This is a genomic window from Curtobacterium sp. B8 (genome assembly GCF_000333315.1).
In the GTDB taxonomy this organism is placed as follows: Bacteria; Actinomycetota; Actinomycetes; order Actinomycetales; family Microbacteriaceae; genus Curtobacterium; species Curtobacterium luteum.
Genome location: NZ_BACW01000529.1, coordinates 1 through 21,116, shown reverse-complemented (window position 1 = coordinate 21,116; position 21,116 = coordinate 1). Strand labels below are relative to the sequence as shown.

General features: G+C 67.2%; 14 protein-coding genes, 3 rRNA genes and 2 pseudogenes. 17 read left to right on the top strand and 2 right to left on the bottom strand.

All coding sequences use genetic code 11. The features are described 5' to 3' along the window. The 7 genes from I59_RS13915 to rrf form a co-directional block, all read left to right on the top strand. A partial coding sequence (locus I59_RS13915) for an NAD(P)-dependent oxidoreductase (RefSeq protein WP_022904389.1) occupies nt 1-1,169 on the top strand: 1,169 nt, incomplete at its 5' end. 13 nt (nt 1,170-1,182) lie between these two features. Continuing rightward, nucleotides 1,183-2,250, top strand: a complete 1,068-nt coding sequence (locus tag I59_RS13910; RefSeq protein WP_022904388.1) for a 3-isopropylmalate dehydrogenase — start codon at nt 1,183-1,185, stop codon at nt 2,248-2,250. A gap of 14 nt (nt 2,251-2,264) precedes the next feature. Further along, the gene (locus I59_RS13905; protein WP_022904387.1) at nt 2,265-3,374 is read left to right on the top strand and encodes a branched-chain amino acid aminotransferase; all 1,110 of its coding nucleotides are present in this window, start codon (nt 2,265-2,267) and stop codon (nt 3,372-3,374) included. Nucleotides 3,375-3,404: 30 nt separating this feature from the next. Further along, nucleotides 3,405-4,175 (top strand): fumarylacetoacetate hydrolase family protein, encoded by a 771-nt coding sequence (locus I59_RS13900; RefSeq protein WP_022904386.1) that lies wholly within the window; start codon nt 3,405-3,407, stop codon nt 4,173-4,175. A gap of 507 nt (nt 4,176-4,682) precedes the next feature. Beyond that, nucleotides 4,683-6,204, top strand: a 16S ribosomal RNA gene (locus tag I59_RS13895). A 465-nt stretch (nt 6,205-6,669) separates the two neighbouring features. Continuing rightward, a 23S ribosomal RNA gene (locus I59_RS13890) occupies nt 6,670-9,796 on the top strand. A 135-nt stretch (nt 9,797-9,931) separates the two neighbouring features. Beyond that, nucleotides 9,932-10,048 (top strand): 5S ribosomal RNA (rrf, locus tag I59_RS13885). The 16S, 23S and 5S rRNA genes sit together here, the layout of an rRNA operon. Before the next feature lie 972 nt (nt 10,049-11,020). Here the strand turns inward: rrf and I59_RS22260 are convergent. Beyond that, nucleotides 11,021-11,224: a hypothetical protein gene (locus tag I59_RS22260; protein ID WP_148286237.1), complete on the bottom strand. Its 204-nt coding sequence runs from the start codon at nt 11,222-11,224 to the stop codon at nt 11,021-11,023. A 108-nt stretch (nt 11,225-11,332) separates the two neighbouring features. On the opposite strand from I59_RS22260, the gene I59_RS20065 reads away from it, so the two are divergent. The 9 genes and pseudogenes from I59_RS20065 to I59_RS13840 form a co-directional block, all read left to right on the top strand. Further along, a complete protein-coding gene (locus tag I59_RS20065; RefSeq protein ID WP_083882149.1) occupies nt 11,333-12,190 on the top strand; it encodes a hypothetical protein in 858 nt (285 codons plus the stop codon). 31 nt (nt 12,191-12,221) lie between these two features. Continuing rightward, nucleotides 12,222-13,193 carry an HAD-IIA family hydrolase gene (locus I59_RS13875; protein WP_042726761.1) on the top strand — a complete coding sequence of 324 codons (972 nt, stop codon included), beginning with the start codon at nt 12,222-12,224 and terminating at the stop codon, nt 13,191-13,193. A gap of 10 nt (nt 13,194-13,203) precedes the next feature. Then, entirely contained in the window at nt 13,204-13,431 is a 228-nt protein-coding gene (locus tag I59_RS13870) for a hypothetical protein (protein WP_148286236.1), read from the top strand. 16 nt (nt 13,432-13,447) lie between these two features. Next, complete coding sequence (locus I59_RS13865; RefSeq protein ID WP_031273845.1) at nt 13,448-14,263, top strand: TlyA family RNA methyltransferase; 816 nt, start codon at nt 13,448-13,450, stop codon at nt 14,261-14,263. Beyond that, on the top strand, nt 14,260-15,186 hold the full coding sequence (locus I59_RS13860; RefSeq protein ID WP_022904381.1) for an NAD kinase: 927 nt from the start codon (nt 14,260-14,262) through the stop codon (nt 15,184-15,186). Before I59_RS13865 ends, I59_RS13860 begins: the two co-directional genes overlap by 4 nt. Continuing rightward, nucleotides 15,183-16,877 carry a DNA repair protein RecN gene (recN, locus tag I59_RS13855; RefSeq protein ID WP_022904380.1) on the top strand — a complete coding sequence of 565 codons (1,695 nt, stop codon included), beginning with the start codon at nt 15,183-15,185 and terminating at the stop codon, nt 16,875-16,877. The genes I59_RS13860 and recN overlap by 4 nt, the downstream gene beginning before the upstream one ends. Before the next feature lie 139 nt (nt 16,878-17,016). Then, nucleotides 17,017-18,726, top strand: coding sequence for a CTP synthase (locus I59_RS13850; RefSeq protein ID WP_022904379.1), 1,710 nt, complete (start codon nt 17,017-17,019; stop codon nt 18,724-18,726). 163 nt (nt 18,727-18,889) lie between these two features. Continuing rightward, nucleotides 18,890-19,459, top strand: a complete 570-nt coding sequence (locus tag I59_RS13845) for an NUDIX hydrolase (protein ID WP_022904378.1) — start codon at nt 18,890-18,892, stop codon at nt 19,457-19,459. 24 nt (nt 19,460-19,483) lie between these two features. Next, nucleotides 19,484-20,053, top strand: a pseudogene (locus I59_RS13840) (site-specific integrase); the annotation flags it as partial. 103 nt (nt 20,054-20,156) lie between these two features. Here I59_RS13840 and I59_RS23575 read toward each other — a convergent pair. Next, nucleotides 20,157-20,282 (bottom strand): annotated as a pseudogene (locus tag I59_RS23575) (hypothetical protein); the annotation flags it as partial. A 440-nt stretch (nt 20,283-20,722) separates the two neighbouring features. Here I59_RS23575 and I59_RS13830 point away from each other — a divergent pair. Beyond that, nucleotides 20,723-21,116 (top strand): ATP-binding cassette domain-containing protein (locus I59_RS13830; RefSeq protein WP_022904375.1); only part of this gene is annotated, 394 nt, incomplete at its 3' end.

The following is a 21,116-nucleotide window of genomic DNA, read 5'->3' as shown; positions in this document are numbered from 1 at the left end:
GAGAAGACGTCGGCATCATCGGCCTCGGTCGCATCGGTGCGCTCATCACGCAGCGTCTGCAGGCCTTCGGGGTCTCGGTCATCGCGTACGACCCGTACGTGACGACGGCGCGGGCGCAGCAGCTCGGCGTCGAACTCGTCTCGCTCGAGGACCTGCTCCGCCGCGCGGACTTCACCACGATCCACATGCCGAAGACGCCGGAGACGGTCGGCATGATCTCGGACGAGCAGTTCGCGCTCATGAAGCCGACCGCGTTCGTCGTCAACGTCGCACGCGGGGGGCTCATCGACGAGGACGCCCTCCGCCGCGCCCTCACCTCCGGCACGATCGCGGGCGCAGGTCTCGACGTCTTCGTGTCCGAGCCGCCGCAGGACGACGCGCTGACGTCCCTGCCCAACGTCGTCGTCACCCCGCACCTCGGTGCCTCCACCGACGAGGCCCAGGAGAAGGCGGGCGTCTCCGTCGCGAAGTCCGTCCGGCTCGCGCTCGGCGGCGAGCTCGTCCCCGACGCGGTGAACGTCGCCGGCGGCGTCATCGACCCGTACGTGCGCCCGGGCATCCCGCTCGTCGAGAAGCTCGGCCAGGTCTTCACCGGCCTCGCGACCTCGCCGGTCACGAGCATCGACGTCGAGGTGCACGGCGAACTCGCCGGATACGACGTCAGCGTGCTCAAGCTCGCGGCGCTCAAGGGCGTCTTCACCGACGTCGTCAGCGACCAGGTCTCCTACGTGAACGCCCCGCTCATCGCGGAGCAGCGCGGGGTCTCGGTCCGGCTCATCACCGACGCCGACAGCCCGGAGTACCGCAACGTCCTCACCATCCGCGGCGCCCAGTCCGACGGCCCGGCGATCAGCGTCTCCGGCACGCTCACCGGTCCGAAGCAGGTCGAGAAGCTCGTCGAGATCAACGGGCACGACGTCGAGGTTCCGCTCGACCGTCACCACGTCGTGATGGAGTACGTCGACCGCCCCGGCATCGTCGCCGTCTACGGCAAGGAGTTCGGCGAGGCCGGCATCAACATCGCGGCGATGCAGATCTCCCGCGAAGCGGCCGGCGGTCAGGCGCTCAGCGTCCTCACCGTCGACTCCCCGGTGCCCGCGGAGATCCTCGAGCACGTGCGGTCCACCATCGACGCGACCTCGCTCCGCGAGATCGACATCACGCTGTAGGGGAGTCGGGCAGATGACGCAGACCGTGAAGCTCGCCGTGGTCCGCGGCGACGGCATCGGACCCGAGGTGGTCGACGAGGCGCTCAAGGTCCTCCACGCCGTCCTGCCCGAGGACCTCGTGGTCGAGGAGACCGCGTTCTCGCTCGGCGCCGATCGGTTCCTCGCGACCGGGGACATCCTGACCGACGACGACCTGGCGGCGATCGCGTCGCACGACGCGATCCTGCTGGGCGCCGTCGGCGGCGACCCGCGCGACCCGCGGCTCGCCGGCGGCATCATCGAGCGCGGGCTGCTCCTGAAGCTGCGCTTCGCCTTCGACCACTACGTGAACCTCCGCCCGACGAAGGTGTACGACGCGGTCACGACCCCGCTCGCCGACCCGGGCACGGTCGACTTCGTCGTCGTGCGGGAGGGCACCGAGGGACCGTACGTCGGGAACGGCGGCGCCATCCGCGTCGGCACCCCGCACGAGATCGCGACCGAGGTGTCGCTCAACACGGCGCACGGTGTCGAGCGGGTCGTCCGGTACGCCTTCGCGCTCGCCGACCGGCGGCCGCGGAAGCACCTCACCCTGGTGCACAAGAGCAACGTGCTCGTCAACGCCGGAGCGCTCTGGCAGCGCACCGTCGCGGCCGTCGGCGCGGAGTACCCCGACGTCACCGTCGACTACCAGCACGTCGACGCGGTCACGATCCACATGGTGCAGGACCCTGCTCGGTTCGACGTCATCGTCACCGACAACCTCTTCGGCGACATCATCACCGACCTGGCCGGCGCGATCAGCGGCGGCATCGGTCTGGCGGCCTCGGGCAACATCAACCCGGACGGCACCTTCCCCAGCATGTTCGAGCCGGTCCACGGTTCCGCGCCCGACATCGCCGGTCAGCAGAAGGCCGATCCGACGGCCGCCGTCCTCTCCGTCGCCCTGCTGCTCGACCACCTCGGTCGCAACGACCTCGCGTCGGCGGTGACCCGGGCGGTCGAGGCAGACCTCGCGGACCGGGGCACCACGCAGCGTCGCACGTCCGAGGTCGGCGACGCCATCGTCGCCGCCCTCACGGCACGCACCACCACCGCCTGACAGGAGTCACCCCCATGACGACCGACACCGCCTTCGGGCTCGAGTTCTCCACCACGCCGTCGCCCGACCGCCGCGCGGCGGCCGAGCGTGAGGCGATCCTCGCCGACCCGGGCTTCGGCAAGCACTTCACCGACCACATGGCGACCGTCCACTGGACGCTCGAGGACGGCTGGCACGACGCCGCCGTCCACGCCTACGGTCCGCTGTCCCTCGACCCGAGCGCGAGCGTCCTGCACTACGCGCAGGAGATCTTCGAGGGCCTCAAGGCCTACCGGCACGCCGACGGATCGGTGTGGACGTTCCGTCCTGACGCGAACGCCCGGCGCTTCCAGCGGTCGGCGCGGCGACTGGCGCTCCCCGAGCTGCCGGTCGAGGCCTTCGTCGAGTCGATCCGGCAGCTCGTGCAGACCGACGTCGACTGGGTGCCCTCGGCCCCGGAGACCAGCCTGTACCTCCGGCCGTTCATGATCGCGACCGAGTCCTTCCTCGGCGTCCGCGCGGCGCAGGCCGTGGACTACCACTGCATCGCGAGCCCGGCGGGTGCCTACTTCACCTCGGGCCCGAAGCCGGTGTCGATCTGGCTGTCGACGACCTACGCCCGCGCGGGCAAGGGCGGGACCGGTGCGGCGAAGACCGGCGGCAACTACGCGTCGTCGCTGCTGCCCCAGCAGGAGGCGTACGAGCACGGCTGCCAGCAGGTGATGTTCCTCGACTCGGCGGAGGGGACGTACCTCGAGGAGCTCGGCGGCATGAACGTCGTCCTCGTGAAGTCGGACGGCACCCTCGTGACGCCGGACTCGGACTCCATCCTCGAGGGCATCACCCGCGACTCGATCCTGCAGCTCGCCGAGGACCGCGGCCTCCGCGTCGAGCGTCGTCGGGTGTCGCTCGACGAGTGGCGTGACGGCGTGGCGGACGGCTCCATCACGGAGGCCTTCGCCTGCGGGACCGCTGCCGTCGTGACCCCGATCGCCGAGCTCCGGGGCGAGGGCTTCACGATCGGCTCCCCGACCGAGGGCGCCGGCGAGCTGACGATGTCCCTCCGCCAGGAGCTCACCGACATCCAGTACGGGCGCCTGCCGGACCCGCACGGCTGGATGACCAAGCTGACCGACGCGTCCTGATCGCGGCTCCGGCGTCGGTAGGGTCGAACGGTGAAGATCGCACGGTTCAGCAGCAAGGGCGAAGATCCCCGCTACGGCATCCTCGACGAGCGCGACCTCGTCGTGCTCGCCGGGGACCCGATGTACCAGGGGTTCGAGACGACGGGGGAGCGGGTGCCCCTGACGGAGGCGAAGCTGCTCGCGCCGGTGATCCCGCGTTCGAAGGTGATCGGCGTCGGGCTCAACTACGCCGAGCACGCGTCGGAGATGGACGAGCGCTCGGGTGACGACCCCGTGGTGTTCCTCAAGCCGAACACCGCGGTGATCGGCCCGGAGGACCCCATCCGACTCCCCGCCGACATCGGACGGGTGGACCACGAGGGCGAACTCGCCATCGTGATCGGGTCGCTCGCGAAGAACGTCCGCCGCGAGGACTTCGCGAGCGTGATCCTCGGCTACACGATCGCGAACGACGTCACGGCCCGCGACCTCCAGGCCCGGGACGGCCAGTGGACCCGGGCGAAGGGCTTCGACACCTTCTGCCCGCTCGGCCCCGCGATCGAGACCGAGATCGACCCGTCGGACATCCGCCTCGAGACCCGCGTCGACGGTGAGCTGCGTCAGGCCGCCTCGACGAACGAGATGATCCACGACATCCCGACGCTCATCGAGTTCATCTCGTCGATCTGGACGCTCCTGCCCGGTGACGTCATCCTCACCGGCACGCCCGCCGGCGTCGGACAGATCCGCGACGGCGAGGTCGTCGAGGTGACGATCTCCGGACTCGGTTCGCTCCGGAACCCGGTCATCGCCAACCACTGACCCGCTCCGACGGACGGCCCGCTCCCTGCTCAGGGGGCGGGCCGTCCGCGTTCATGCACGGGACGACCGCCGCGTCCGGGAGCGCGACACGCCCGGGATGGACCACGGTTGGCGGGGCCCCCGGGGCGTGTGTAGAGTAATCACTCGTTGCCGCTGAGGCGGAGAACGGAACGGCCGAGACGGTCACCGGGTCACAGACCCGGAGATGCAGTCCGGACGGGGTCCCGCTCGCAGCAACATCACCCCGAAGAAGCGTCACCGCAAGGTGTCGTGTTCGGTGTGGAAGGAAGTGCCTCTCTGGCGGAACCTCGTGTTCGGGGTCGAGTGGGGAGTGCGTCTGGTCCTTGAGAACTCAACAGCGTGCACATTGTCAATGCCAATTTATTGACCCCGTGGCTCATCTGATGGTGAGTCCGGAGACAATTCCTTTTGGATAGACAGAATTGTCAGTTGACAGTTCTTTTTGTCAGAATCAACTCGCTGACACTTCGGTGTTGGTTGTAATTTTTTACGGAGAGTTTGATCCTGGCTCAGGACGAACGCTGGCGGCGTGCTTAACACATGCAAGTCGAACGATGAAGCCCAGCTTGCTGGGTGGATTAGTGGCGAACGGGTGAGTAACACGTGAGTAACCTGCCCCTGACTCTGGGATAAGCGTTGGAAACGACGTCTAATACTGGATATGACTACTGGTCGCATGGCCTGGTGGTGGAAAGATTTTTTGGTTGGGGATGGACTCGCGGCCTATCAGCTTGTTGGTGAGGTAATGGCTCACCAAGGCGACGACGGGTAGCCGGCCTGAGAGGGTGACCGGCCACACTGGGACTGAGACACGGCCCAGACTCCTACGGGAGGCAGCAGTGGGGAATATTGCACAATGGGCGAAAGCCTGATGCAGCAACGCCGCGTGAGGGATGACGGCCTTCGGGTTGTAAACCTCTTTTAGTAGGGAAGAAGCGAAAGTGACGGTACCTGCAGAAAAAGCACCGGCTAACTACGTGCCAGCAGCCGCGGTAATACGTAGGGTGCAAGCGTTGTCCGGAATTATTGGGCGTAAAGAGCTCGTAGGCGGTTTGTCGCGTCTGCTGTGAAATCCCGAGGCTCAACCTCGGGCTTGCAGTGGGTACGGGCAGACTAGAGTGCGGTAGGGGAGATTGGAATTCCTGGTGTAGCGGTGGAATGCGCAGATATCAGGAGGAACACCGATGGCGAAGGCAGATCTCTGGGCCGTAACTGACGCTGAGGAGCGAAAGCGTGGGGAGCGAACAGGATTAGATACCCTGGTAGTCCACGCCGTAAACGTTGGGCGCTAGATGTAGGGACCTTTCCACGGTTTCTGTGTCGTAGCTAACGCATTAAGCGCCCCGCCTGGGGAGTACGGCCGCAAGGCTAAAACTCAAAGGAATTGACGGGGGCCCGCACAAGCGGCGGAGCATGCGGATTAATTCGATGCAACGCGAAGAACCTTACCAAGGCTTGACATACACCGGAAACGGCCAGAGATGGTCGCCCCCTTGTGGTCGGTGTACAGGTGGTGCATGGTTGTCGTCAGCTCGTGTCGTGAGATGTTGGGTTAAGTCCCGCAACGAGCGCAACCCTCGTTCTATGTTGCCAGCGCGTTATGGCGGGGACTCATAGGAGACTGCCGGGGTCAACTCGGAGGAAGGTGGGGATGACGTCAAATCATCATGCCCCTTATGTCTTGGGCTTCACGCATGCTACAATGGCCGGTACAAAGGGCTGCGATACCGTAAGGTGGAGCGAATCCCAAAAAGCCGGTCTCAGTTCGGATTGGGGTCTGCAACTCGACCTCATGAAGTCGGAGTCGCTAGTAATCGCAGATCAGCAACGCTGCGGTGAATACGTTCCCGGGCCTTGTACACACCGCCCGTCAAGTCATGAAAGTCGGTAACACCCGAAGCCGGTGGCCTAACCCTTGTGGAAGGAGCCGTCGAAGGTGGGATCGGTGATTAGGACTAAGTCGTAACAAGGTAGCCGTACCGGAAGGTGCGGCTGGATCACCTCCTTTCTAAGGAGCATCTGGCTCAGTTCATCCTTCGGGGTGGGTGGGTCCAGGCGCCGATGCAACCCGAACGTGGTTGCCGGTAGCTCATGGGTGGAACATTGACAGTGCAGTCGTCGGCGCGTCTGCCGACTCTAGTACGGCCTGCTTGCGGGTCAGGAACGGGTTGGTGGGGAAGCGGGGTGGCTGGTGCACGTTGTTGGGTCCTGAGGGACCAGGCTTCCCGGCTGTGATGGTCGGGGTCCCTGCCGGTTGGTGGGGGTGGGCCGTGACTGGGGTTCCTGTGATGGGGGTTCTGGTCGGGTTCTTCGGTGGGCTGCATGAAGCTGACACGGTTCGTGTTGGGGGAGTGTGGTGCCGATCGTATGTTGAGAACTACACAGTGGACGCGAGCATCTTAGATCGCTCGTGACGATGACGAAGCTTTCGGGCTTGGTTGTTGTTCGAGTCGATCGCAATTTTAATCTTTGTGGTCAAGTTTCTAAGAGCAAACGGTGGATGCCTTGGCATCTGGAGCCGAAGAAGGACGTAGAAATCTGCGATAAGCCTCGGGGAGCTGATAATCGAGCTGTGAGCCGAGGATTTCCGAATGGGGAAACCCCGCCAGGCGACTTGTCGACCTGGTGACTCCCGCCTGAATATATAGGGCGGGTAGAGGGAACGTGGGGAAGTGAAACATCTCAGTACCCACAGGAAGAGAAAACAACATGTGATTCCGTGAGTAGTGGCGAGCGAAAGCGGATGAGGCTAAACCGATCATGTGTGATAGCCGGCGGGCGTTGCATGGTCGGGGTTGTGGGACACGTCGCTCAGTTCTGCCGGACTGGGACGGTTACAGCGCATCATAGTCGAACCGGTTTGAAAGCCGGGCCGTAGTGGGTGCCAGCCCCGTAGACGAAATGGTGTTATGGTCGGATGTGTATCCCAAGTAGCACGGGGCCCGAGAAATCCCGTGTGAATCTGTCAGGACCACCTGATAAGCCTAAATACTCCCAGATGACCGATAGCGGACAAGTACCGTGAGGGAAAGGTGAAAAGTACCCCGGGAGGGGAGTGAAATAGTACCTGAAACCGTTTGCTTACAAACCGTCGGAGCCTCCTTGTAGGGGTGACGGCGTGCCTTTTGAAGAATGAGCCTGCGAGTTAGTGATATGTGGCGAGGTTAACCCGTGTGGGGTAGCCGTAGCGAAAGCGAGTCTGAATAGGGCGATTGAGTCGCATGTCCTAGACCCGAAGCGAAGTGATCTATCCATGGCCAGGTTGAAGCGACGGTAAGACGTCGTGGAGGACCGAACCCACTTCAGTTGAAAATGGAGGGGATGAGCTGTGGATAGGGGTGAAAGGCCAATCAAACTTCGTGATAGCTGGTTCTCTCCGAAATGCATTTAGGTGCAGCGTTGCGTGTTTCTCGCCGGAGGTAGAGCTACTGGATGGCCGATGGGCCTCAACAGGTTACTGACGTCAGCCAAACTCCGAATGCCGGTGAGTGAGAGCGCAGCAGTGAGACGGTGGGGGATAAGCTTCATCGTCGAGAGGGAAACAACCCAGACTACCAACTAAGGCCCCTAAGCGTGTGCTAAGTGGGAAAGGATGTGGAGTTGCACAGACAACCAGGAGGTTGGCTTAGAAGCAGCCACCCTTGAAAGAGTGCGTAATAGCTCACTGGTCAAGTGATTCCGCGCCGACAATGTAACGGGGCTCAAGCACACCGCCGAAGTTGTAGATTTCGCACACTCGATAAGCCTTCGTGGTTCAGTCGTGCGGAGTGGTAGGAGAGCGTCGTGTGGCGAGTGAAGCGGCGGAGTAATCCAGCCGTGGACGCCACACGAGTGAGAATGCAGGCATGAGTAGCGAAAGACGGGTGAGAAACCCGTCCTCCGAAAGACCAAGGGTTCCAGGGCCAGGTTAATCCGCCCTGGGTAAGTCGGGACCTAAGGCGAGGCCGACAGGCGTAGTCGATGGACAACGGGTTGATATTCCCGTACCGGCGAACAACCGCCCAAGCTAATCCAGTGGTGCTAAGAGTCCTAACCCGGACCAGCGGATCCCTTCGGGGTGATGCGGGCCGGTCTAACGCTCGACCCCATGCTGGTGCGGCTAGCGTATGAACAGGTGTGACGCAGGAAGGTAGCTGAGCCAGGCGATGGTATCCGTAAGGTGAACCTGGTGTAAGGATGTAGGGCTGACGATAGGCAAATCCGTCGTCTGTATGCCTGAGATCCGACGCGTACCCGTGAGGGGAAATCAGTGATCCTATGCTGCCGAGAAAAGCATCGACGCGAGGTTGCAGCCGCCCGTACCCGAAACCGACTCAGGTGGTCAGGTAGAGAATACCAAGGAGATCGAGAGAATCGTGGTTAAGGAACTCGGCAAAATGCCCCCGTAACTTCGGGAGAAGGGGGGCCGGAACCGTGACCGGACTTGCTCCGTGAGCGGTGAAGGCCGCAGAGACCAGTGGGAAGCGACTGTTTACTAAAAACACAGGTCCGTGCGAAGTCGCAAGACGATGTATACGGACTGACGCCTGCCCGGTGCTGGAAGGTTAAGAGGAAGGGTTAGCCTTTGGGCGAAGCTCTGAATTTAAGCCCCAGTAAACGGCGGTGGTAACTATAACCATCCTAAGGTAGCGAAATTCCTTGTCGGGTAAGTTCCGACCTGCACGAATGGCGTAACGACTTCCCAGCTGTCTCAACCGCGAACTCGGCGAAATTGCACTACGAGTAAAGATGCTCGTTACGCGCAGCAGGACGGAAAGACCCCGTGACCTTTACTACAGCTTGGTATTGGTGTTCGGTGTGGCTTGTGTAGGATAGGTGGGAGACTGTGAAGCGGGCACGCTAGTGTTCGTGGAGTCGTTGTTGAAATACCACTCTGGTCACTCTGGATGTCTAACGTAGGACCCTGATCGGGTTCATGGACAGTGCCTGGTGGGTAGTTTAACTGGGGCGGTTGCCTCCCAAAGAGTAACGGAGGCGCCCAAAGGTTCCCTCAACCTGGTTGGCAATCAGGTGGCGAGTGTAAGTGCACAAGGGAGCTTGACTGTGAGACTGACAGGTCGAGCAGGGACGAAAGTCGGGACTAGTGATCCGGCAGTGGCTTGTGGAAGCGCTGTCGCTCAACGGATAAAAGGTACCTCGGGGATAACAGGCTGATCTTGCCCAAGAGTCCATATCGACGGCATGGTTTGGCACCTCGATGTCGGCTCGTCGCATCCTGGGGCTGGAGTAGGTCCCAAGGGTTGGGCTGTTCGCCCATTAAAGCGGTACGCGAGCTGGGTTTAGAACGTCGTGAGACAGTTCGGTCCCTATCCGCTGCGCGCGTTGGAAATTTGAGAAGATCTATCCCTAGTACGAGAGGACCGGGATGGACGAACCTCTGGTGTGTCAGTTGTTCTGCCAAGGGCACCGCTGATTAGCTACGTTCGGACCGGATAACCGCTGAAAGCATCTAAGCGGGAAGCCGTCTTCGAGATGAGATTTCCATGCACCTTGAGTGTGAGAGGCTCCCAGCAGACTACTGGGTTGATAGGCCGGATGTGGAAGCGGGGACTAACGACCCGTGGAGCTGACCGGTACTAATAAGCCGAAGACTTGACAACACACTGATTTCCGTGGCCTTCGTGTCACGGGCTCGCGTCCACTTTGTGGTTCCCGACAGACGATCGGGAACGAAACTGAATACTTCAGCGAGATCTGAAGGAATGGTTTTGATCCAGGATCTGGGTCGAAGGTGTTCCGGTGGTCATAGCGAGAGGGAAACGCCCGGTCACATTCCGAACCCGGAAGCTAAGCCTCTCAGCGCCGATGGTACTGCAAGGGGGACCTTGTGGGAGAGTAGGACGCCGCCGGACTTATTTTGCAAGAAGACGTGGCCACTGGCCCTCCGTCGAGAGCAGGGAAACCTGTCTCTCGCGGCGGCCAGTGGCCATTTCTGTTTTCGGCCGTCGCGCCTCGACGTCCGGCTCGGTTCGTGATGGACTGGGTCGGTGTCGTGCTCGCGGACGGCATCCAACAACAACGACACAGTGGACGACAGCTCGGGAGACCGGGCGCGCAGACGAGGAGCGACGGTGGCGAACGACGACGAACAGCGACGGGATGGCGAAGGCCGCTCGGACCGGCAGCGTCGAGACGGAGACCGTGGGCCTCGTCGGGACGGTGGCCAGGGCAGCCGCTGGTCGTCCGGCCCGCGCGACTTCGAACGCCGCGAGGGCGAGCGTCGCGACGGCGGGGCCCGCGGTGGCGACCGTTCCTTCCGTGATGGTTCGCAGCGCGGGGACCGACCGGCGTGGCGCGACGACCGCTCCGCGGGCGGTCGTCCGCCTCGTGGTGACGGGCCTCGGGGTGCCGGCCGTCCCCAGCGTGACGGGGATCGTCCGTTCCGGGGTGGCTCTGACCGTCCGTTCCGTGGTGGTTCGGACCGTCCGGAGCGTCGTGACGGGGATCGTCCGTTCCGGGGTGGCTCTGACCGTCCGTTCCGTGGTGGTTCGGACCGTCCGGAGCGTCGTGACGGGGATCGTCCGTTCCGTGGTGGCTCTGACCGTCCGTTCCGTGGTGGTTCGGACCGTCCGGAGCGTCGTGACGGGGACCGTCCCTACCGTGGTGGTTCGGACCGTCCGGAGCGTCGTGACGGGGACCGTCCCTACCGTGGTGGTTCGGACCGTCCGGAGCGTCGTGACGGGGACCGTCCCTACCGTGGTGGTTCCGACCGTCCGGAGCGTCGTGACGGAGATCGCCCGTACCGAGGTGGATCGGACCGTCCGTTCCGTGGCGGTTCCGACCGTCCGGAGCGTCGTGACGGGGATCGTCCGTTCCGTGGTGGCTCAGACCGCCCCGCTCGTCGCGACGGTGACCGTCCGTTCCGTGGTGGTTCCGACCGTCCGGAGCGTCGTGACGGAGATCGCCCGTTCCGTGGTGGCTCGGATCGCCCCGACCGTCGTGACGGCGACCGCCCCTTCCGCGGCGGCTCCGGCCGTCCGGCTCGTGACGGCGAAGAGCGCCGCCGGTTCGGGGACGGCACCCGACACGCGGGAGCCCGTTTCGGCGAGGCCGCTCGTGACGACTGGGAAGACCGCGACCCCTACGGCACGAAGTCGATCCGCCCGCGTCACGAGGACCCGGAGATCCCGGACGGCGTGCAGGCACGGGACCTCGATCCCGCGGCCCGTTCCGAGCTCAAGACCCTCAGTAAGGACAACGCCGACTGGGTGGCGAAGCACCTCGTGTCCGCTGCCCTCCTCGTCGACGTCGACCCGGAGACGGCGAACCAGCACGCCCTGAGTGCCGCCCGTCGAGCCGGTCGTGTGGCCGTCGTGCGCGAGACCGCCGCGATCACCGCGTACCGGCTGGGTGACTTCGCGACGGCGCTCCGCGAGCTCCGGACCTACCGGCGCATCGCCGGCAAGAACGACCAGCTCCCGATGATGGTCGACTGCGAGCGTGGCCTCGGACGCCCGGAACGCGCGCTCGAGCTCGGACGCTCCGTCGACCGTGCTGCCCTGGACACCCCGGTGCAGGTCGAGCTCGCGATCGCGATGTCGGGCGCTCGGCTCGACCTCGGGAATGCACAGGCGGCGTTGGGTGAGCTGGAGATTCCACAGCTCGACCCCTCCACGGCCTACAGCTGGTCGCCGGCGCTCTACAGTGCTTACGCGGCCACGCTCGAGGAGCTCGGCCGTCAGGACGAGGCCGACGAGTGGTGGGCCCGTGTCGATCACGCGACCGAGGCACTCGCCGAGGCCGCTGACGAGGATGCTTGGGAGACGGTGGATGTGGTCGAGGAAGCGATCGAAGTCGACGAGTACGACGACCGAGACGACGCAGGCGACAGGGACGACGAGCAGCTCGACGAGCCCGCGGTCGAGCAGGACGCCGACGACGAACTCGAGCCAGCCGACGAGCCCGCACCCCTCGACGAGCCCGGACCCGCGGACGAACCCGGAGAGATCGACGACGACAACCCCGTCGACGTCGACGGATCAGCAGCCGACTGACGTCCCCGTCCCACCCACGCACGGCGTCGACCTGGTCCTGACCGACCTCGACGGCGTCGTGTACCGCGGCCGCCACGCGATCCCGCACGCCGTCGAGTCGCTCACCCGGGCGTCCCTCGGCGCCCGGGTCGGGTACATCACGAACAACGCCTCCCGTCGTCCGGTCGACGTGGCGGAGCACCTCGAGGCGTTCGGGCTCGAGGTCTCGGCCGACGACGTCGTGACCTCGTCCCAGGCCGGCGTCCGCCTGCTGTCGACGCTCGTGCCCGCCGGCTCCACGGTCCTCGTGACCGGGGGGCTCGGCTTGTCGAGCATCGTCGAGGAAGCCGGGTTCACCGTGACGAACAGCGCGGAGGACTCGCCGGCCGCGGTCATCCAGGGCTTCTCGCCCGACCTCGGGTGGACGGAGCTGGCCGAGGCGTCCTTCGCCCTGGCCGACCCGTCCGTGCCCTGGGTGGCGACGAACATGGACTGGTCGATCCCCGTCGAGCGCGGTATCGCGCCCGGCAACGGGACGCTCGTGTCCGCCGTGCACCAGGCCGTCGGCCGGATGCCGGTCGTCGCGGGCAAGCCCGAGCGGCCGATCTTCGACGCCGCCCTCGCCCGGTTCGGCGGCGAGCACCCGCTGTTCATCGGGGACCGGCTCGACACCGACATCAAGGGCGCCAACGACGCCGGCATCCCGAGCGTGCTCGTCCTGACCGGCATCGACCAGGCCAAGCAGGTCCTCGCGGCCGACCAGAAGTCGCGGCCGACGTACATCCTCGACGACCTCCGTGGGCTGTCGAGCCCGTACCCGCTCACGGTCCGGCGCGAGGACGAGGACGGCACCCGGTACGTCACGGTCGGCGGTGCGACGGTCGCGATGCGGGGCCACGTGGTCCGCGTGCTCGACGACGGGGACGACATCGACCGGCTGCGTGCCGGCGCGACCATCATCTGGGAGTCCGGGCTCGCGATCTACGGCCTCGACGTGGACCCGAAGCTGTACGGCGGCGAGTAGCGTGACGGACGTGCCGAACGAGGACCGCCCGACGCCGCCGCAGCCCGGCGACGTCACGCCACGGCCGCGGCCCGGCGGCGTGGTCGGGACGCCGACGTCCGAGCAGGACCACGAGGACTTCGCCGCACGGACCGCGGCGGCCGAAGGGCTCGAGCTCACGGACCGCGCGGACGCCTTCGCCGCGTTGCACGACGAGCTCCGCACCCGGCTCGAGAGCGGCGGCACGGCGAGTGCCTGACGCCACCGGTGCACCCGTGGACGCACGCGGCGGCACCGTACGTCTCGATGCGCTCGTCGCCGAGCGTGGACTCGCGCGGTCCCGCACGGCGGCCGCGAAGCTCATCCAGGACGGTCGGGTGACGGTCGGCGGGACCGCGGTGGTCAAGCCGTCGCACCCCACCCGTCCGGACGCGGCCGTGGTCGTCGACTCCGGCGACGAGTGGGTGTCCCGCGCCGCGCGCAAGCTCGTCGGTGCGCTCGACGCGTTCGGGGTCGACCCGGCCGGCCGGGTCGCCCTCGACGTCGGCGCGAGCACCGGCGGGTTCACCCAGGTGCTCCTCGCCCGCGGTGCGCGCCGCGTGGTCGCGCTCGACGTCGGACACGGCCAACTCGACCCGGTGGTGGCGCTCGACGACCGCGTTGCCGTGGTCGAGGGGTGCAATGCCCGGAACCTGACGGCCGAGTCGTACGCGGCGCTCGACCCGGCGGCGGGGGAGACCTCGCTCGTGGTCGGTGACCTGTCGTTCATCTCGCTGCGGATCGTCCTGCCCGCGCTCGCCGAGGCCGTGCCCTCCGACGACTTCGTGCTCCTGGTCAAGCCGCAGTTCGAGGTCGGTCGGGGCGGGGTGCGCGAAGGCATCGTCCACGACCCCGGACTCCGGAACGACGCGCTCATGAACGTGCTCTGGGCGGCCTGGGACGTCGGACTCGGGACCTCCGGGCTCGCCGCCTCGCCGATCGTCGGGACGCACGGCAACCACGAGTACCTGGCGCGCTTCCAGCGTGGTGTCGGTACCAATCCGACAGAATGGATCGACCGGGCGACGGACCTGGCGGAAGGGGTGGCATGAGCGACGAACGGCACATCCTGCTCGTCTCGCACACCGGGCGGCAGGACTCCATCGACGCGGCGGTCGAGGTCTGCGACATCCTGCACGCGGCCGGCCTCAACCCCGTGATGCCGTTCGACGAGTACGCCGACGTGCGACGGGCCGAAGCCTCGGTCGGGCAGGTCGACATCCTCGGCGTCGACGTGCAGGCGGAGCAGCTCGAGATCGTCATCGTCCTCGGCGGCGACGGCACGATCCTCCGGGCGGCGGAGCTCGTCCGCGGCACCCGCGCCGCGATCGTCGGGGTGAACCTCGGGCACGTCGGCTTCCTGGCCGAGAGCGAGCGACCGGACCTCGAGGAGACCGTCCAGCGCACCCTCCGCGGCGAGTACCACGTCGAGGAACGCGTGGCGCTGCAGGTGGACGTCGTCGTCGGCCAGGAGACCGTCTACTCCTCCTGGGCGCTCAACGAGGCCACCATCGAGAAGGCGTCGCGGGAGCGGATGCTCGAGGTCGTCACCGAGGTGGACGGCCGTCCGCTGTCGTCCTTCGGGTGCGACGGCGTGGTCATCTCGACCCCGACCGGCTCGACCGCGTACTCGTTCTCCGGCGGCGGCCCGATCGTGTGGCCCGACGTCGACGCGATCCTCATGGTGCCGCTGAGCGCCCACGCCCTGTTCTCGCGTCCGATCGTCGTCGGCCCGGACTGCACCCTCGCCGTCGAGGTGCTCCGCCGGACCAGCGGCGTCGGCGTGCTCTGGTGCGACGGCCGCCGGGCGCACGACCTCCCGCCGGGCGCCCGCGTCGAGGTGCACCGGTCGCCGGAGCCCGTCCGGGTCGCACGGCTCAAGGACGCCCCGTTCACCGATCGCCTGGTCGCCAAGTTCCGGCTCCCCGTCACGGGGTGGCGTGGCCCGCAGCGCGAGGACGAGGTCGACCGGTGATCGAGGAGATCTCGATCAGCGACCTCGGCGTCATCGGCGGAGCGACGCTCGAACTCGGTCCCGGCTTCACCGTCGTGACCGGTGAGACTGGTGCCGGCAAGACGATGATCGTCACCGCGCTCGGACTGCTCCTCGGTGCCCGTGCCGACGCCGGTGCCGTCCGCCGGGGTGCGTCGTCCGCGGTCGTCGAGGGCCGTTGGCACGTCCCCGACCACGACGCCGTCGCCGAACGCGTCGAGGACGCCGGGGGTGCCGTCGAGGACGGCGAACTCATCCTGACCCGCACGGTGTCGGCCGAGGGGCGCAGCCGTGCGACGGTCGGCGGCCGCGGTGCTCCGGTCGCGGTCCTCGGCGAGCTCGCCGACCAGCTCGTCACCGTGCACGGGCAGTCGGACCAGATCCGCCTGACCTCCGCTGCGGCACAGCGCGCCGCGCTCGACGGGTACGGTGGCCCGAAGCTGCAGAAGGCGCTCGGCGCCTACATCGCCGCCTACGACGCCTGGCAACAGCACGCCGGCGAGCTCGAGACGCTCACCCGGGACCGCGACGACCGGGTCGCCGAGGCCGAACGGATCCGTGCCGCGTCGGACGAGATCGAGGCAGCCGACCCCCAGCCGGGCGAGGACGCCGAACTCGCCGAGCGGGCCGAACGCCTCGGGAACCTCGAGGAGCTCCGGCTCTCGGCGGGACTCGCGCACGAGGCCCTGTCGAGCGAGTCGCTCGAGGGCGCCCCGGACGTCGTCGGGCTCGTCGAGTCCGCCCGGCGTGCGATCGAGCGGGTCGCGGCGTCCGACGCTGCGCTGCAACCCGTGCTCGAGCAGCTGACCGAGCTGAGCATCCAGGCGACCGAGGCCTCGGCGAGCCTGTCGAGCTACCTCGGATCGCTCGAGCCGGACGCGGGGCACGACCTCGAGCTCATCAACGAACGCCGGGCACTGCTGGCCGGGCTCACCCGCAAGTACGGCGAGACCGTCGACGACGTCATCGCCTACGGGCAGCGCGCCGGGGAGCGACTCCTCGAGCTCGACGGCGACGACGACCGGATCGCCGCGTTGCAGCAGGCGGTCGAGCAGGACGAACAACGGCTCGCCGACGCCGCCGCCGCACTGACGACCGCACGCACGAAGGCCGCGGGAGACCTCGCGAAGCGTGTGACGGCCGAGCTGAAGTCGCTCGCGATGGCCGGTGCGACCCTCGTGGTCGAGGTCACCGACGCGGGCGAGTACCGCCGGCACGGACGTGACCAGGTCGCGATCCTGCTCCAGCCGCACTCGGGCACCGACCCGCGACCGATCGGCAAGGGGGCGTCCGGCGGCGAGCTCTCCCGCGTGATGCTCGCGATCGAGGTCGTGATGGCCGGCAGCACCACGGTGCCGACGTTCGTCTTCGACGAGGTCGACGCCGGTGTCGGCGGTGCCGCGGCGATCGAGATCGGTCGACGGTTGGCGCAGCTCGCGGAGCGGACGCAGGTGATCGTCGTGACGCACCTCGCGCAGGTCGCGGCCTTCGCCAACAACCACCTCAACGTCGTGAAGGACGCCAGCGGGTCGGTGACCTCGTCGAGCGTTCGCCGGCTGGAGGGCGAAGAACGGCTGCAGGAGATGGCGCGCCTGTTGTCCGGCCTCGGCGACAGTACGAGCGGCATGGAGCACGCACGCGAACTCCTCGAGGTCGCCGGGCAGTCCGCCTGACCGCGGCCTGGAGGCCCGTGGCTGGCCCGCCTCGCCGGTCGCGCCACGTGGCGGGCCGGCCACCGGCCATCCACCCGCGCAACGCCCGCGGCGAACGCGGGTCGCGCCTCCCGTCCGATCTGACGTAAGATGGAAGCCCGTGGCGGACACTTACAGCGGCGGAACACAATCTTCGAACGAGACCCCGAAGGTGACGAAGCAGATCTTCGTGACCGGCGGGGTCGTCTCGTCTCTCGGCAAGGGCCTGACGGCGGCCAGCCTCGGCAACCTGCTCACGGCGCGCGGCCTCAAGGTCGTCATGCAGAAGCTCGACCCGTACCTCAACGTGGACCCGGGCACGATGAACCCGTTCCAGCACGGCGAGGTCTTCGTGACCGACGACGGCGCCGAGACGGACCTCGACATCGGGCACTACGAGCGCTTCCTCGACATCAACCTCTCGCAGGCGGCGAACGTCACCACCGGGCAGGTCTACTCGAGCGTCATCGCCAAGGAGCGTCGCGGCGAGTACCTCGGCGACACGGTCCAGGTCATCCCGCACATCACCGACGAGATCAAGCGTCGGATGCGCGAGCAGGCCGAGAACGACCCGCAGCCCGACGTCATCATCACCGAGGTCGGCGGCACGGTCGGCGACATCGAGTCGCAGCCGTTCATCGAGTCGGCGCGCCAGGTCCGGCACGAGCTCGGCCGGAACAACGTCTTCTTCGTGCACGTCTCGCTCGTGCCGTTCATGAACGCGTCCGGCGAGCAGAAGACCAAGCCGACGCAGCACAGCGTCGCGGCCCTGCGCTCGATCGGCATCCAGCCGGATGCGCTCGTCCTCCGCAGCGACCGGCCCGTCTCGGACTCGAACAAGCGCAAGATCGCGCTGATGTGCGACGTGGACGAGGACGCCGTGGTGAACGCGGTCGACGTGCCCTCGATCTACGACCTCCCGGGCCTGCTGCACGACCAGGGGCTCGACCAGGTGATCATCGACGCCCTCCGGCTCGAGGCGCACGACGTCGACTGGACCGCGTGGAAGCCGGTCCTCGACGCGGTGCACGAGCCGAAGAAGGAGGTCACGATCGCCCTCGTCGGGAAGTACATCGACCTCCCGGACGCGTACCTGTCGGTCACCGAGGCCCTCCGTGCCGGTGGGTTCGCCCACAACGCCCGCGTGAAGCTCAAGTGGGTCGTGTCCGACGACTGCACCACGCCCGAGGGTGCCGCGAAGCACCTCGGCGACGTCGACGGCATCTGCGTGCCCGGTGGCTTCGGCGTGCGGGGCATCGAGGGCAAGCTCGGCGCGCTCCGCTTCGCGCGTGAGCAGCAGATCCCGACGCTCGGCCTCTGCCTCGGCCTGCAGTGCATGGTCATCGAGTACGCCCGCCACGAGGCCGGCCTGACCGACGCGTCGAGCACCGAGTTCGACCCGGAGACCACGACGCCGGTCATCGCGACCATGGCCGAGCAGGTGGACATCATCGCCGGTGGCGACCTCGGCGGCACGATGCGCCTCGGCCTGTACCCGGCGAAGTTCACCGAGGGGTCGCTGGCGGCCGAGCTGTACGGTGCCCCGGAGGCGTCCGAGCGGCACCGTCACCGCTACGAGGTGAGCAACAAGTACCGCGAGCAGATCGCGGACGCCGGCCTGGTGTTCTCGGGCACCTCGCCCGACGGCACGCTCGTCGAGTACGTGGAGCTGCCCCGCGAGGTGCACCCGTTCTACATCGCCACGCAGGCGCACCCGGAGCTCCGCTCGCGTCCGACGAACGCGCACCCGCTGTTCGCCGGGCTCGTCGGTGCGGCGATCGAGCGTGCGGGTGCCTCGAGCCTGTTCGACCCGCAGGAGTCGGCTGCCTGACGTAGCCACGAGCGGACGGGCGCGCCCCGCTCGACGGCGACGCGAAGCGTCGCGCGGGGCGCGCCGACCGAGCCTGCGAGGGAAGACGGTGCCGGCTCGCACCGCGCCTCCCGTCCGTTGCGGGGTTGCGTCCCTGCCGGACGGGCGTGCTTGGATTGACCACGTGACCGACGCACCCATCGCAGACGAGCCCACCTCCTTCGACGTCACCGACTCCGAGGTCGTGTACGAGGGCGTCGTGTGGAACGTCAAGCGGGACACCGTCGCGTACGGCGACGGCTCGATGGTGCGCGAGTACATCGACCACACCGGCGCGGTCGCCGTGTACGCCGAGGACGACGAGGGGCGCGTCCTCGTCATCCAGCAGTACCGGCACCCGGTGCGGGTGCGCGACTGGGAGCTGCCCGCGGGACTCCTCGACCACCCGGGCGAGGACCACCTCGTCGCGGCGAAGCGCGAGCTCGCCGAAGAGGCCGACGTCGAGGCCGACGAGTGGGAGCACCTCGTCACGTACAACACGTCCTCGGGCGGCAGCGACGAGTTCCTCGAGGTCTACCGTGCGCGGGGGATCCGTGCGACCGCGTCGGCGTTCGAGCGTGAGGCCGAGGAGGCCGACATCGTGAAGCGGTGGGTGCCCCGCGAGGAGCTCGTCGCCGCGATCCTCGACGGACGGCTGCACAACTCCGGGCTCGTCGTGGCGGTGCTGGCCGCGGACGCCGCAGCCCGGCGGTAGCGTGCGCATCGTCACGGTGACCGGGTGATCGCGCTCGACCAGGCCACGGAGTCGTACCTGCGACACGTCGCCATCGAGCGCGGGCTGTCGCAGCACACGGTGGCCGCCTACCGTCGCGACCTCGCGGTGTTCGCCACGTGGTTGGCGGACGCTCCGGTCGTCGACTCCGCGGGCGCGGACCGAGCCGGGGGAGCTGCTGCGGTCGACGACGTCGGACGGCTGGCCCGGGCGGACGTCGCCGGGTTCGTCGAGCACCTCGCGACCCGTCCGGAACCGCTCGCGGCGCGGTCGATCGCCCGGATGCTCAGCTCCGTGCGGTCCTTCACGGCGTTCGCGGCGGGGGAGGGGTGGCTACCGCTCGACCCGGGCACCGCCGTCCGCCCGCCGAAGGCCCCGATGCGGCTGCCGAAGGCGATCTCCGTGCACGACATGGAGCGGCTGCTCGGCGCGGTCGTCGGGGACGATCCGGTGCAGCTGCGGGACCGGGCACTGCTCGAGCTGCTGTACGCCACGGGGGCGCGCATCTCCGAGGCGGTGGGGCTGTCCGTGGACGACGTGCAGACGGAGGACGAGTCCGGGGTCTCCGTCGTGCGCGTGACGGGCAAGGGCAACAAGCAGCGGATCGTCCCGCTCGGGAGCTTCGCCCGGGCAGCCGGAACGCGAACGCGATGCTCAGGTAGACCGGCACCGCCATGCCGAGGAACCCGGCGACGAACATCGACGTCCCCGCGATCCACCGCGTGGTCAGGACCTGCTGGAACCCGAGCTGCGCGAACCACGCGTAGTCCGTGTAGAGGCTCGCGAAGATGAAGAAGGCGATCACCAGTGCAGCCAGCACGATGATCGTGACCACGATCGGGACCCGCGGCGAACGCCGCCCAGAGGAGGATGGACCCGAGGTGGACGAGGTGGTCGTCACTTGATGTGCTCCAGACGTGTCGGACCGGCGGGCCCGGCGCGGCGGGCCGTCAGTGCGTCGATCCTATTGGTCGCTGCCGACAGTGAAACTGTGCGGGGACTCAGGAAGGTGATCCGGGCCTCCCGGCGGGCCGCCTGGAGGCGCGGATCGCGACGTGCGCGCACGTCGCGTGGAGCGCGTGGCCGTTCCTACGACGTGCAGCGTGCGAGCTTCGCGGTAGCGTGCCCGTTGTGCGGCGTGTGTGTTCGCTGAGTGCGCACTGTGGCGACACCAGTTCGGGGGTCAGCACATCTCCGTCGCACGGGGGACGCGGGCCGGCTGGGGGTCCCCCTAGCGTTGGCTGCGTGATCGAAGTCGAGCACCTCACCAAGCACTACGGCCAGAAGATCGCCGTCAACGACGTCTCGTTCGTCGTCCGTCCCGGGAGCGTCACCGGCTTCCTCGGGCCGAACGGCGCGGGCAAGTCCACCACGATGCGCATGATCATGGGGCTCGACCGCCCCACTGCGGGGAGGACGATCGTCAACGGGGCGCCCTACCGGAGCTTCTCCGACCCGCTGCGGCAGGTCGGGGCGCTGCTCGAGGCGAAGGCGGTCCACTCCGGGCGCAGCGCGTACAACCACCTGCTCGCGCTCGCCGCGACGCACGGGATCCCGAAAGCGCGGGTGCACGAGGTCATCGACATGACCGGACTCGACGCCGTGGCCAAGAAGCGCGTCGGCGGGGTCTCGCTCGGCA